At 36.2% G+C, this 14991-nt stretch carries 5 protein-coding genes; all 5 read left to right on the forward strand.

Translation table 11 applies throughout. The features are described from left to right. Positions 1 to 521: 521 nt before the first annotated feature. Complete coding sequence (locus NJT12_RS11175; RefSeq protein WP_271335988.1) at positions 522 to 1343, forward strand: phospholipase A; 822 nt, start codon at positions 522 to 524, stop codon at positions 1341 to 1343. A 278-nt stretch (positions 1344 to 1621) separates the two neighbouring features. Continuing rightward, positions 1622 to 2323 (forward strand): outer membrane beta-barrel protein, encoded by a 702-nt coding sequence (locus NJT12_RS11180; protein ID WP_271335989.1) that lies wholly within the window; start codon positions 1622 to 1624, stop codon positions 2321 to 2323. 14 nt (positions 2324 to 2337) lie between these two features. Next, positions 2338 to 3069, forward strand: coding sequence for an outer membrane beta-barrel protein (locus NJT12_RS11185; RefSeq protein ID WP_271335990.1), 732 nt, complete (start codon positions 2338 to 2340; stop codon positions 3067 to 3069). 31 nt (positions 3070 to 3100) lie between these two features. Next, the gene (locus NJT12_RS11190; RefSeq protein WP_271335991.1) at positions 3101 to 5065 is read left to right on the forward strand and encodes a T9SS type A sorting domain-containing protein; all 1965 of its coding nucleotides are present in this window, start codon (positions 3101 to 3103) and stop codon (positions 5063 to 5065) included. Positions 5066 to 5155: 90 nt separating this feature from the next. Beyond that, complete coding sequence (locus tag NJT12_RS11195) at positions 5156 to 14965, forward strand: SpvB/TcaC N-terminal domain-containing protein (protein WP_271335992.1); 9810 nt, start codon at positions 5156 to 5158, stop codon at positions 14963 to 14965. Positions 14966 to 14991: the final 26 nt, after the last annotated feature.

Here is a 14991-nt window from a genome sequence, read left to right on the forward strand (position 1 = left end):
GATTGTTATAACCAAATCTTTTGTTTTTTTCAACGGATTAAAATCCGTTGCTGCAAAAGAACCCATTACTATGAAATTTTAGAAAGAGTTCCGGAGGAACAAAATATATTGTAGGGATGGATTTTAATCCATTCTCCGCAAAGTTTAAACACAAAGTTTGTCATCTCGACGAAGGAGAGATCACACTATTATTTCCGTTCAGCTATTCGTCAATCTTTGTCGCGTTTCTTGTTTGATTTGCTTCGCCTGTTCGCTATAGCTCGGGTCTCTTTGTTGAGATGAAAAGATTGCGGATTCTGATAGAGTTAATGATACAGAAATAGTTAATCTGCATTGAAAAATCTCTTACCTTAATGACATTGCCGTAGGGACAACACAGATTAACTAACCTACTTGAGTTAATTAGAATCAATAGGTTTACGTTAATGAGCTAACACTTATGTTTTTTGAGTTAATAAAATATACCCATACACCTTACCTTAGTAAAGAACTAAAAATAAGCTTCAATTTAAACTGTAAGAATGTATTTAAAATACCTGTTAGCGTTTCTCATTTTGTTTTCCGTTAAAACAAATTCACAAATTGTAGAAGATTCGAAAAATTTTCGTGCGGCAGATTCGCTGCTCAAAGAGCCAAGTTTCTCGGTGCACAAAGACAATTATTTTCTAACAGGAGTACCAATCAATACTGCTATTACCCGCAATACAGCCGATGTAAAATATCAGGTAAGTTTTAAGTTAAGGCTGAATTCAAAACCTTTATGGGGTGGTTTTTTTCCGTATTTAATGTACACTCAAAAAGCCTTTTGGGATATTTATGCAAGCTCAAAACCATTTTCAGAGATTAATTTTAATCCTGGAGTAGCCCTCGTTCGTCCGTTTTATTTAAAAGGAGGAAGGCTCACCTACGGGACCGTCTCCTTAGAACACGAGTCGAACGGAAGAGATTCTATTTATTCCAGAACCTGGAATATGCTTGCCTTTTCATTAAAATCGCAAATTTCTCCACGATGGGTTGTTGGGCTTAGAGGTTGGATTCCTATAGTCGATAAAGAAGATAATCCATATCTCACTCAATATGTAGGATATGGAGAAGCAAGTGCAACATATCAGATACAACCCGGACGATGGAGCGCAGATGTTCTTTTTAGAAAAGGAAGCGGCGTTATTAAATATGGATCCCTGCAGACACAAGTAAACTGGAGACCATACAAAAACGAAAATTATTATCTCACCCTTCAATGGTTTGTTGGGTATACAGAAAGTTTGATCGATTATCAGGAACACAGGAGTATGGTACGTATTGGCTTTACTATTAAACCTGAGAACATGGGTATTTTTTAGATAAAAAAATAAAGCGTGATATACTTTTTTATTCAGTAATATCATTAGTAAGATTTAAATCCTTTCAATATGTGAAAGGATTTTTTTTTGTTAATTTTTCACTTTTAAAAACTATCTTTTTTTAGTAAAATTAACTTTTTTGCCAAAAAACATAAAATTATAAACTTTCTTTTCAAAATACCTATATTATGTATTTCATCGTGTTAATTTGTATTTCATCGATTTCACAGGTAGTGTAAATTGGAAATTAATACATATATTCGCCAAAATTTTTTTGGATGAAAGTACTATTACACTTATTAATATTTTGTTGTTTTTTTAGCGGTGCAGTTTATGCACAAAATGAAACCAATATTACTTACGGGCTCAAGTTTGGCGGGCTATTTTCTAAAATAAGCAATTTGCCGGAAAGCATTAAAGGAAGAGACAATACTTTCGACAATAGCGTGATGGAAAGCAAAGGTGCTTACGGATTAGAAGGCGGTTTTTTCTTAAACTTCAAACTTTATGATACCCGGGTTGCCATACAACCTGAAATTTTATTCAGACAATCAGGCGAAACAGTAAATTATCATGATGCAACAGGCAAAGAATTTGAGCTTGGTTTGCATTATGCTTATCTGCAAATTGGAGCTTTGTACAAAGTATACCCATACGAAGGTTTGAATTTAGGTTTTGGAGCTTTCTACGGAATCAGTTTATCTGCCAATAATGTAACCTATAAATCCAACGAAGCCGGAGGAATGTATGATGTAGCCACAAGACAATTTTATAAAGACGGTCTTGATGGTACAGATGATTTCTCATTATGTTTTGCCGTAGGTTACGAACTGCATAAAAGTATCCATTTTGATTTACGTTACTACCTGGGTGTAAAAGATGTAGTAAAAAGTAATTCTTCCTCCTTTCAGTTTATCGAAAATCAAAACAAAAGCAGTGTTGTATGTTTTTCTTTAGGCTATAGTTTTCATCAATGGTAATTTCAATAAAAAAAATGAAAAAAATTATTTTGCTTCTTCTATTAGTAAGCACAAAATCGTTGTTTGCACAAGGTGACAGAGAGATTACCTATGGTCTTTTTGCCGGCGGAATTTATTCTAAAATGTCTAATCTTCCCGATGTCATTGTTCCAAAAGGAATTTATGAAGGATATACGCTAGCCGAAGAAGGTAAGTTTGGAGCAACGGCAGGTCTGGTAATCAACTGGAAATATCCGTATGCCAAAGTGAGTATACAAACAGAGATTTCATATTCAGGACAGGGAACAGATTTAAATTATGAAGACATAAAAGGACTTAAATACAAAATGACTTTTGGCTATAGCTATCTAAATGTTGGGGCACAGTTTAAATATTATCCTGTTGAAGGTTTTTATTTAGGAGTTGGTCCGTATGTAGGTTTTAATATTGCCAGTGATAATATTAAATACAGTTCTAATAGTCAGGAGATTTTTGGCAACTCAGGAGCTTATTTCGAACCCGATGCCAATGTGCAAAAAGTACTGAAAGAGTCCTTAACCGGTAAAAATTATTTTTATGGAATGCTTTCTGCAGGATACGAGTTCAATTCAAAACTTTCTATAGGAGCGCGTTATACCTTAGGACTTACAGATGCGCTGGCAACAGAGGAAAACGGACATCGTTATAGCGAGAACAAAAACAAAATCAATAGTATTTCATTGATAATTGGTTATTCTTTTGACTTTGATGATTTAGCTAATTTCTAATCATCGCCCCCATCCTTAAACTTAGGAAATTATGTGTAAAAAGATTTTTTGTATACCTGTTTTTATAGCTTTATTAATGACCAATGCGATCTTTTCTCAGCAAAAAGCAGTGCCGGGATTAGTAGAAGAACCACAGTTTTGGATTAAATCCAGAAGCAGTGGTGATGCTTATTATTGGGAAAACCTCACAAAAAAGGAAGCAAAAATATCAGACCGAAAACATAATGGAGCTATTTTTAATTTTAATCCGAGTATTGTTTTTGATACCAAACAAGATTCGTTGATTTTACCTCTGGGGACAGAAAGTAAAAGAAAGCAAACTTTGTTTATGGTTTATAAAGTAAAAGACAGTTTAAAAGAGCAATTTTTATGGACAATAAACGATCCTAAAAAAACACTTTCTGTAGCGACCAATAAACGTTTGGTCGATCTAAAAAAATATTCCTATCAATCGTATCAGGAAAAAATAAAACCGCATAAAGCCAACATTCATTTTTTTCAGCAGAATGTTACCGATAGTCTTGCAAAGTTATCTTCATTAACGATAGGGCAAAAGTCCAAACTTGAAAAATTACCACCCGAAGAATTTAAAGGAAGCATAAGCGAAATTCTGGTGTACAACAGAGTATTGTCAGGTTTTGAAACCCAAAAAGTAGCAAGTTATTTAGCCGTTAAATATGGTATTTCGCTTTCGCAGTTTGATAATAAAAATTACCTGAACAGTAAAGGACAGACCATTTGGGACATCAATCAGCATAAAGGATTCGAAAATTCGATTACCGGAATTGGCCGTGATGATGCCAGCGGATTATTGCAGCCCAAAAGCAGTAATATGGCAGAAGAAGGATTTTTGACCATTGGATTAAAAAGTAAATCGAATATAATTCCGGATAATTTTTTTGCATTCTGGAGCGATAACGGAAAAAATCTTCTGGTAAAAAAACAAGAACAAGGCGAGCCAATCGGGATTGCAAGAGAGTGGCAATTGGATTTTGCAAATCCTGCGGATTTGAGTCTGGACTGGAGTTTTAATCCAAATTTTATCAAAGGGACTTTACCCAAAGACACCTATTACTGGTTATTAGTCGATTACTCAGGCAAAGGAACATATGACGAAAAAGATTCCGAATACATTCGTCTGGCAAGTACTTCGAGTACAGAAAAATTGGCGCTGAATGATTTCAATTGGGACAAACAAAAATCTGGCAAAGCCAAATTTACGCTGAAAGTAGCCCCCGAGATGTTTAGCAGAGTCTGGATTACCGAAGCCACTTGTGGAGTTATAGGATCAGGAGGTTTAAACTATAGCATAGAAGGCGGTGAAGCACCGTTTACTGTTACCGTAAAAAAAGAAGGAAGTGATGTTGTAGTAAAACAATGGAACCAGGCAGCAAAAAGTACGACAGGATTACAGCTTTCATCAGGAACTTATGATTATATCGTTCGTGACGGAAAAGGGAATTTGTACTCAGAAACTGTTTTTATAGCAGATAAACAAGGAACATTTCCAAATCTGAAATCTGATTATCTGTTAAAAGATGGAAACGCCCTGACACTTGATGCAAGTGCCGGTTTGCCAAAAGGTAATTATGAATACCAATGGTTTTATGAAGGTGATTTTATAGATAACAATCCTAAAATACTAATCGATCAGCCCGGTATTTATGAACTTCGACTATTAAATGGTCAGGAATGTAAAACAGCCACTAAGATTGCAGTTACCTCTGACGGAAAAGAAATAACAGATTCAAGCGTATTGATTTTATATCCAAATCCTACCATAGACGGTCGTTTTTCGGTAGCAATGCAATTTCCCAAAAAGACCAATGCAACCATCACAATTTATAGTCCCACAGGAGCACTGGTGAAACAAAAACAATTCACGCAGATAGAAACTTATTTGTATGAAGATGCTATAAAAAATGCTGCCGGAATGTATTTGGTAACAGTAAATTCAGATTTTGGAACTAAAACTTTCAAAGTTATTGTGAAGTAATTCAGGTCTGTTTGTCAATAGATTACACGAATTAGAGATTGAAAGAATTGAAGAAATAGATGGATTGTCCATAATCGATTACCCCGCTTTATGAAAAATAAAATTATAATACTGGTTTTTTTAATAGGTTCGTTTTTGTTTGCAGCCAATTTTGGCCCATACAAGATCGTTTCTTTATTTACTCAAACTACTCCAGAAAAGGAACTGACTGTCTCAAAATCAGACTCTATTACAGTTCTTAAAAACGAAAATAAAAACACAAAGTCATTTAGTGCAGATATTTCCGAAGGAATTATTGGTGTAATGGATGAATCTGATGTTGATGATGCTTATGATAACGTCTTTCATCTCAAGGTAGATGTTTTACCATCAAATGACGAAAGTGCCTATTTAGAATATGAATTGTATGGTTACGATCAGGCAGCATCGATTTCAAGAAGTTTAAACAATGAGCCTAGTATTGGAGGACAATTTTTATCCCAGAATAAAAACTGGAACAAACAATCCGAGCTGCTTTCAGAAAAATCATTGCGAGAAGGAGATAATGTTTTATTATTTACCGCTCCCGAGGGAATTTCGAATTCATACCGAATTAAAAATGTTAGAATTGTTTATAAATCTGCCATTCCTTCTAATCATTTTACTTTATTACAGTCAGGCAATAAGCTTTACATAAAAGGTACTAATTTTCCATCCCAGATAAAAAAGATGAGTATTGGCGGAATTTCGATTGATCTCAATCAGCCGGAATTCGAATTGGTTTTAGAAAGCTCAACTGCAGGAAAAACTATTCTTGTAAGCAAAGAAACGACAACAGGAGTACTTATAAATGAGCATTTAGAGGTAAATCAGTTTTTAAAAGTAGATAGTTTCAGACCTTTAGAAAATGCAAAAGAAAGAATCACAAAAATAATTCATTTTCAAACCGAAAATAAATTAGCGTACAAAGATTTTCTTGCTGTTTTTCCGGTTGGAGCTTTAAAAAATGATGTTTCGGTCTCCGTAAGTGCTTTACGAAAAATTGATATTGCACCATTAAACGCTGCAATGGTCAATGTAACAGGAGCAAATGCAGGATTCAGATTATTGCCACACGGAACCGTCTTCGATAAAGCAGTGACTTTATCATTACCGTACGACAAAAAAACAATTCCCGAAGGTTATACAGAGAAAGATATCAATGTATTTTATTTTGATGAAAACAAAAGATTGTGGCAGGAAGTGACCAAAGATTCATTAGATATTAAACAAGGAATCATCAAGGCAAAAACCACCCATTTTACTGATTTTATTGCCGGAATCATCAAAATGCCGGAATCTCCGGAAACTTCCGGTTATACACCAACAAGCATCAAGGATCTAAAAGCGGCAAGTCCGTTAGTTGGAATTCAGTCAATCGCACCACCTTCGGCAAATGGCAGAGGAACGGCAAGTACCGGATTTTCTATTGTGATTCCAAACGGAAGAGGAGGGATGCAGCCTTCATTTAACCTGCAATATGACAGCGATGGCGGACATAGCTGGGCAGGTATGGGCTGGGATATTTCAGCACCGGCAGTAAGCATCGAAACCCGTTGGGGAGCACCAAGATACGATGCTGCCAATGAAACAGAGACTTATGCGATTGCCGGAGAACAATTAATCCCGAACTCACACAGAACCGAATGGGTAGGCAGAACAACAGACAAACAATTTTACCCAAGACGCGAAGGTGCTTTTCAGCAAATTATCCGTAAAGGATCATCCCCTAAAAATTATTATTGGATTGTAAGGGACAAAAGCGGAGTTGCCAGTTATTATGGAGGAACTGCTTCAGGACTTTCGAGTGGAGGAATATTGCAGGATGCATCCGGAAATATTGGGCATTGGGCACTTTGTCTTCAGGTTGATCTAAAAGGAAATACAGTTGAATACGAATACGATAAAAAAGACGGCGAGCTCTATCTTAAAAAAGTATATTATACAGGATTTGGCAGTACAAAAGGAAACTACAACGTAACTTTTGTAAAAAACGGAGATTTAGGCGAAGCCAATCGTCCTGATGTACAAGTTTCGGCAAGATTAGGTTTCAAGCAACTGAACAATCAGTTATTGCGAAAAATCGAAGTCCGCTACAAAAGCGATATGGTACGTAGCTATGAACTGAAGTATAAAGAAGGCGCTTTTAAGAAAACATTGCTTGAATCGATTTCAGAATACGACTCAGAGTCTAAATTGTTTTATACTAATACGCTGAATTATTTCGATGATATTCGTGATGCTTCGGGGAAATATAATCCTTTTGGACCAGAACAGAATTGGAGTGTGCCGGATGACCACTTAAAAAATAATATCTTGCCTAATATAGATATTTCCGGTAAACATACGCTGGGCAATAGTTCGAACGGTAAATCAGCCGGGGTTAATTATCGAATTGGAGTTGGATTATCTGCCGATTCTGGAAATTTTAAGCAAAATACTGTAGGGGCGCACGGAGGAAACAGTTGGGGATCATCTGAAACTATTGTTACCCTGGAAGATTTAGATGGTGATCAGCTTCCGGACAAAGTATTTAGAAAAGGAGATAATGTTTATTACCGAAAAAATCTTTCGAACCAGGGAATTAATGGTTTTGGTGAAATTCAGGAAATCTCATTAAATAATATAGGAAACTCATCCAGTAAAACTTTTAATTGGGGAGTAGATTTAGTTATAGGATATTCAAAAGTTAGTGCCAGTGTTGGTTTTGATAAGCAATATACAAATAGCAAAACCAAAAGTTATTTTATGGACTTTAACGGTGACGGATTAGTTGACTTTGCCAATAACGGGCAGGTTTATTACAACCGTTTAGTTAATGGAATTCCAACTTTTAAAACTAGCAGTACAGGTACACCTTCACCAGTTTCGGGAGATGGAGAACTTAGTCTGAGTTTTCCGACACCTGCAATGACTTTCGAGGAGATGCAGATTAAAAATCCGCTGCATGATGTGGTTCGTATGTGGCAAGCACCAGTAACCGGACAGATCAAAGTTTCTCATACCTATGAATTACAAAAAGATTTATCAAAAGAAAGAACGGAATATCTAACCAATGATGGAAAAGATAAAGCCGATGGTGTGCAATTGTTTTTTCAACAAGGAAATAGTTTAGTATGGAAACAAGCTATTGACGCAAAAGATTATAATAGTAAAACTAAAGAAGATGTAATTACCGTAACAAAAGGTGAGAAGCTGTTTTTCAGGGTAAGTTCTGTGATGGATGGAAGTTTTGATCAGGTTTTGTGGAGTCCAAAGATTTCGTATATCACAGTAAATGACAATACAGGCAGTTTATTGCCAATAGATGATGATGCTGTAGATGCCAACTTATATTCACTGAAAAATTATGATGCCGAAAAAGACTTTGTAAGCAGTACAAATTCGGGCTTATTAGTTTCAGCCGGTACAATTTCTTTTGCGGGAACTTTTGTAAAACCTATTACATCAGATCATGTAACCCTTCGAATATTTAGAAAAAATCTGGATACCGGAGCAGTTGAAACAGTACTATTTGAAAAGCAGTTTAAAGCAAATCAAGCTGTTAATTTTAATATGAGTAGCATTGGAGTATTAAATAACAATGCAACTTCGCAGATTCGTTTTGTTTTAGAAAGTCAGACAAATGTAAATTGGAACACCATTACTTTTAATCCTTCGATAAATATGCCAGCTGTGGCACCTGCTGTATCTGAAAATAAGAAAATAGATGTGTATTTGCAACGTTATAAAAAACGACTGGGAAATTATCTTATTGAGAAAAAAGTTGCTACTATTGATGGAATTCTATCCCTTAATTTAGCAGCTACTGATCTTGATTTAATCCCTGGATTTAATCCTCTTAAAGCAAAATTAAATGGCAATGTAACCATTACGGCAAAGCAAAATAACCAGTTAGTAGCCAGAAAATATTATAAAATGGTAAATGCCGTTTTACAGGAAGATTTGACAATTTTAGAGCCGGTAGCAGATTTTTCAAAAGTTATAAACGGATTACCAATTGATTTGGAAATTAGCGTTCCGGAGTTGGAAAGTAATGAAATAACTCAATATTGTGCTGCTCTTTTCCAAATGCCAGTTTATTTAAATGTACTTGGTGATTTTGCTGCAATCTGGTCTGCAGATACAAATAGATACGCTGTTTATTCGCCATTTTTTGCTGAAGAATTACAGTTAGGATTAGGGCACAGAGAATGGGGCGGATTTGTTATTAATAATACAGGAACTTTTGCTTCTGATGTAGTAGCGGTGTCGCAATTAAAAACATCTGATGCTTATAATGCAGAGCCAAATTTAGATCCTGAAAACCAATCAGAAACTGAGCAGCAGGGTTATGATATTGCAAAAGTCTACTTTGTAGCTATGCAGAGCATATATTCTAAAAATAATATGACTGGTCTGGAAGAAACCACTTTTATCGACAGCAGATTTATGGGAACTTCGCGTCTCGGAGAAGATGATATTGCCTCTTATTTTGATGCAAGTCTGCCAAGTCTAGACGGTGGAGGAACTATGGCATTAAACATCTTAAGTGAGAACGAAAGTACCAGTTATTCTGCCGGACTAAAAGTAGGACCACTTGGACCGGGAGGAAGTAAAGGAACAGGAAAAAGTTATGTTACTCAGACTATGGCTGATTTTAACGGTGACCGTTTTCCTGATTATGTTCGTGGAAAAGAGGTACAGTTTACTTCTCCGATAGGAGGAATAAGTAATCAAAAAGCCGAAATTTACAATTACAGTCATGGAGAGAGTAAATCAGATGGTATTAGTTCTGATGGAAGTTATTCTCATGGTTTTACAAAAACGGTTCAGAAAATGGTAGCTGTTTCAGATAGTAATTGCTCAATGGTAAATGAGCTTAGATCTGTACAGGAATCAATAGGTATTTCGGCAACTATGTCATTATCCGGTAATATGGGAACCAATGAAGATGAGTCTCAGTATATGTATATTGATATCAATGGCGACGGACTTGCTGACAGAATCAAGAAAACTGGAGAAGTAGCTTTAAATTCAGGTTATGGATTTTTAGCCGAAGAAAAATGGAATTTTGATGGTATTGCAACGGGTTATTCTGAGAATTGGGCCATAAGTCCTTCTAGCGGAATGTCATACAAATCAGGTTCATTTACTGGTGGATTCAATTTTGGAAAAGGAACTGATAATTCAAAGACTTTAATGCTTGACGTTAATTCAGACGGACTTACCGATAAAGTGATTTATAGTGGTGGTAAAATGATGGTCGCTTTAAATATGGGTGATAGTTTTATGGCACCAGTTGAGTATCCTAAGTATTCAAGAATGAATGAAAATAATAGTACGAATTACGGACTTAGTACAGGTTTTAGTTATGATATTCCTATTTTCTTGATTAGAATTACCCCTAGTCTGGGTGCTTCTGCAGGTTTCAGTACTTCTCGTACCGAAGCTACTTTTAACGATATGGATGGTGACGGAAACCTGGATTACGTACTTTCTGATGATGAAGATCATTTGGTAGTTCGCCTATCCAATATTAAGAGAACCAATAAACTGAAAGGAGTAACCAATGGCGCAGGTAACAGCTATGTGGTAGATTACGAATTAGTAAAACCAAGCTACGAAAATCCTTCGGCCAAATGGGTTTTACAATCCGTTGATGTTTTTGACGGTCACGTGGGTGATGGGATTGATCACTCATTAGCAAAATTTAGATATGAGGGCGGATATCATGATCGTCGAGAAAGAGAATTTTACGGTTTCGGAAAAGTAATTGAAGAGCAAATTGATGCTGCCGATAATTCAGTTTTCTTAACTACTGTTCAGGAATTTTACAACCAGGATTATTTCCGTAAAAATCTTTTAAAAAGAAGTTATACGTTAGATAAAAACAACAAAATGCGTCAGGAAGGTGAAAACGAATATAGTTTTACAGATGTAGTGACACAGGCAAGTGTTGCTGTTTCAGAGTTGAATTTACCATCATGTGATGCTAAACGTATTTTTGTGGGAATGATTCACGCCAATCAAAAAGTATACGAAGGCGGAAGCGATTATCTCGAAACCAATAGATTTAACACCTATGATGCCAACGGAAATATCACACAATACGAGGATTTAGGAAACGGTAGCGCAGCTAAAAAAGTAACAGCAAAAATTAGTTATTATGAAAGCAGCACGCCTTACTATGGCGGAATACCAAAACAGTTAGAAGTGTTTACTAGCGAAGGTTTACGCCGTAAAAGAACCACAACCATCAACACCACAACAGCTGAAGTTATTCAGGTAAAAAATTACAGCGCGGCAGATAAAATTGCAATTACAGATTTAGCCTATGATACTTATGGGAATCTGCAGAAAATAACAGGCCCTGCCAATCACAAAGCACAGCGTATGACATTGGATTATACGTATGATCCGGAGAATCATCAGTTCATGACAGAGATCAAAGATGCATTTGGATACCAAAACAAAATGGAATACAATTATCGTTTTGGTATACCTATAAAAACAACCGATCGTAATGATCAAATTACACTTTATACACTAGACAGAATAGGTCGTATTGCAACTATAAGAGCACCCTACGAAATTGCCTCCGGAAAACCATATACAATCGCGTATGAATATTTCCCGGAAGCCAAGGTACCGTATGCTAAAACCAAAAATTACGATCCGGAACTTGATAAGAATATTGAAACTTTTACATATGCTGATGGATTAGGAAGAGCTTTGCAGGTAAAGAAAACGGCCAGTTTGTTTACAGCAGCAGGAAGTGCAGATCAGGAAGCGCAAATTGTTTCCGGAAAAATTATTTATGATGGATTAGGTAGACAAATAGTAAGTTATTATCCAACCACAACCACAACAATTGATAATAATTTTAGCACCGAAATATCAGATATAACGCCAACTAGAACTGAATATGACGAAGTGAGCCGTGCAGTAAAAGTAACATTGCCGGACGGAAGTAAAAATACAATGGCTTTTGCCTTAGAAAATTATGATGGTCTAACAGTATTGCATGCTACAAAAACTGATGCCTTAAATAGAACAAGCCAAACCTATACAGATGCAAAAGGTCAGAGTTTATTAAGTATGCAAAATGATTTGATGACTAAGTTTGAAACTAATGCATTAGGAGAAATGATTAAAGTAACCGATGTTATGGATCATATCACCAAAAGTAGTTACGATTGGCTAGGCAGACGTGTTGAGTTTACCCATCCTGATGCAGGAACTATAACAATGCAGTATGATTTAGCAGGGAACTTAATAAGCCGTATTACACAGGATATTAAAAATACAGTTTCAAATGGAGGAGCGATAGAATATATTTATAATTACAACCGTTTAGAAACCATTAAATACCCTAAAAATCCGCAGAATAATGTGCAGTATAATTATGGTAAAGCCGACGGAACCGCATCACGTCGAGGAAGGCTATGGTTTTTACAGGATGCCAGTGGCGGACAGGAATTTTTCTACGGAAAATTAGGCGAAGTAGAAAAAGAAATTCGTACACTTCGTATCACTCCAACTGATATTCAAACCTATATTTCGCAATACGAATATGATACCTGGAACAGGATCCAGAAAATGACCTATCCGGATGGAGAGGTAGTAAACTATACCTATAACCGTGCAGGGAATCTACAAAGCATGCAGGGGAAGAAAGAAAGCCACACCTACGATTACATCAAACAACTGAGTTATGACGAATTCGAACAGCGCAAATATTTAAAGTACGGTAACGGTACAGAAACCAATTATACCTATGATCCTGTAATGCGCAGATTACAGCAATTGCAGGTAAAAAGTGCTGCGAGACAAGTCATGAATAACTCGTATAGTTATGATCTGGTAGGTAATGTTTTAGGGATCAAAAATAGTGCGCCAGTTGTAAACAATACACTGGGCGGGACTTCGGCTCACGAATACCAATACGATGATTTTTATCGATTAAAATCAGCAAAAGCAACCTATCAGGGCGAGTTTACAAAGGCAAGTTATGAGCTGAATATGAGTTATAACAAGATGCACAATATCACGACTAAAAATTTAGTGCATACGATAAACAACGAACAAAAAGGCTATGTGTTAGATTATAATTATGATAACGAATTACATCCTAACGCACCAAGCAAAATTGTTGAAGCAGGAAAGACAGAACCGCGACAATATGTGTATGATGGCAACGGTAATCCTACGTATTACGAAGAAACTCCCCCTTCGGGGGCTGGGGGGCTAAGTTTCAGAAAAATGACCTGGGACGAAGAAAACCGTTTGTCAGGTATTAACGATAACGGAAGAATTCACCAATATACATACGACGCAGCGGGAGAAAGAATAATAAAAAGCTCAGGAGATTCTCAAAACGTAGCGATTAACGGAGAAACTGCGGCAACCATTGTGCATACGGATGATTATACAGGTTATATATCTCCTTATTTCGTAATAAGTAAAGGAAAATTTACCAAACATTATTTTGACGGCGCAGGACGTATCGTGAGCAAGTTAGGAAACGGAACTTTTGCACAACCTCTAAAATTAACAGCGGGAGGAATCAATTATAGTAAACTAACAGCCGAACAGCAGAAGGCATTAGATATGTATGTAAAAAGTTTAGGCGTACCTCCGGGACCGCCAACGCAACAGGGTATTTATGCCACACCAGAGTTTACAGGTAATCCGTACCCAAGTGAAGTAATAAAACCTGTTGAAGAAAATCAGGAACCACCGGAAGGTTGGCCAAGAAATCCGATTTTTAATGCTCCGGGCGATGTGCCGGGACCACCGGTACAATTTGGTCCCCCTGTAGAACCTACAACCATAAAACCTGGAGAAGGATTTACAGGAATTGGTTTACCAGAGAAGGATATTTTTTATTTTCACCCTGATCATTTGGGAAGTACTTCGTATATTACAGCAAAAAACGGAAGTATTAGCCAGCATGTCGAGTATATTGCCTTTGGAGAGGTTTTATTTGAGGAGCATTCCAGTTCGTTTTCTAGTCCTTATTTGTTTAATGGGAAAGAGTTGGATCGTGAGACGAATCTGAGTTATTACGGCGCTAGGTATTTGGATATGAAGACCTCGCTTTGGTTGAGTGTAGATCCACTAGCAGAATCAACCCCAAATTGGACTCCGTACAGATATTGTTTTAACAATCCTGTTAATTTAGTAGACCCAGATGGCAGAAAAGAGTATGATGATGATTATACAGGTAAGCTCGGAAAAGGTGATTGGTTACGAAAGGATCGATTAAAAAATACTGATGTTTGGAAAAGTGCCAATAAGTATAATTTGAAACAAAATGATGGATATAAAGAATATAAAACAATTTCTCAAAGGACGGATTTTTATGGATGGTTTCAATCAGAAACCGAATCTAAAGGATTTGAAACAGTATGGGCAGGTGCGGCATATATTATAGCGCAACAAATGTCTATTACTGAAAATGTTTTGATTAGTTGGAAACTTTCTAGTGATGAATTAAAATTTGCTCAAGATGGTAATAAAGCAATTTTTGAAGATGTGTTTGATAATTTAAGGGATTTGATTGATGGGCCAGCTCTTAAAGGTAATGATGCAATCAATTGGGATAGAGCCACTTTAACTCATGAACAGCGTGATGTGGTGGACCCGATTTATAAAAGACAAAGTAAAGCTACTTTAGGTACGCTTTCTGATATGGCAAAACAAGAAGGATTATTTTCATTGGGAGTAATTTTCGGTAATACCCCAGAATTACAATTTGAAGGAAATCTAATGAATTGGAAAGAAAGGTATGATCACGGTATGAAAAAAGCTGTACCTTATTATAAAAAGTGTGGAAGTTTAGGCGGTTGTAATCCTTTAATTAAAAATGGAGGAGCAGTAAGATTCACAGCATTTTAATTTTTAAATTATGAGATATTATATAA

The sequence above is a fragment of the Flavobacterium azizsancarii genome, from assembly GCF_027980145.1.
Classification (GTDB): domain Bacteria; phylum Bacteroidota; class Bacteroidia; order Flavobacteriales; family Flavobacteriaceae; genus Flavobacterium; species Flavobacterium azizsancarii.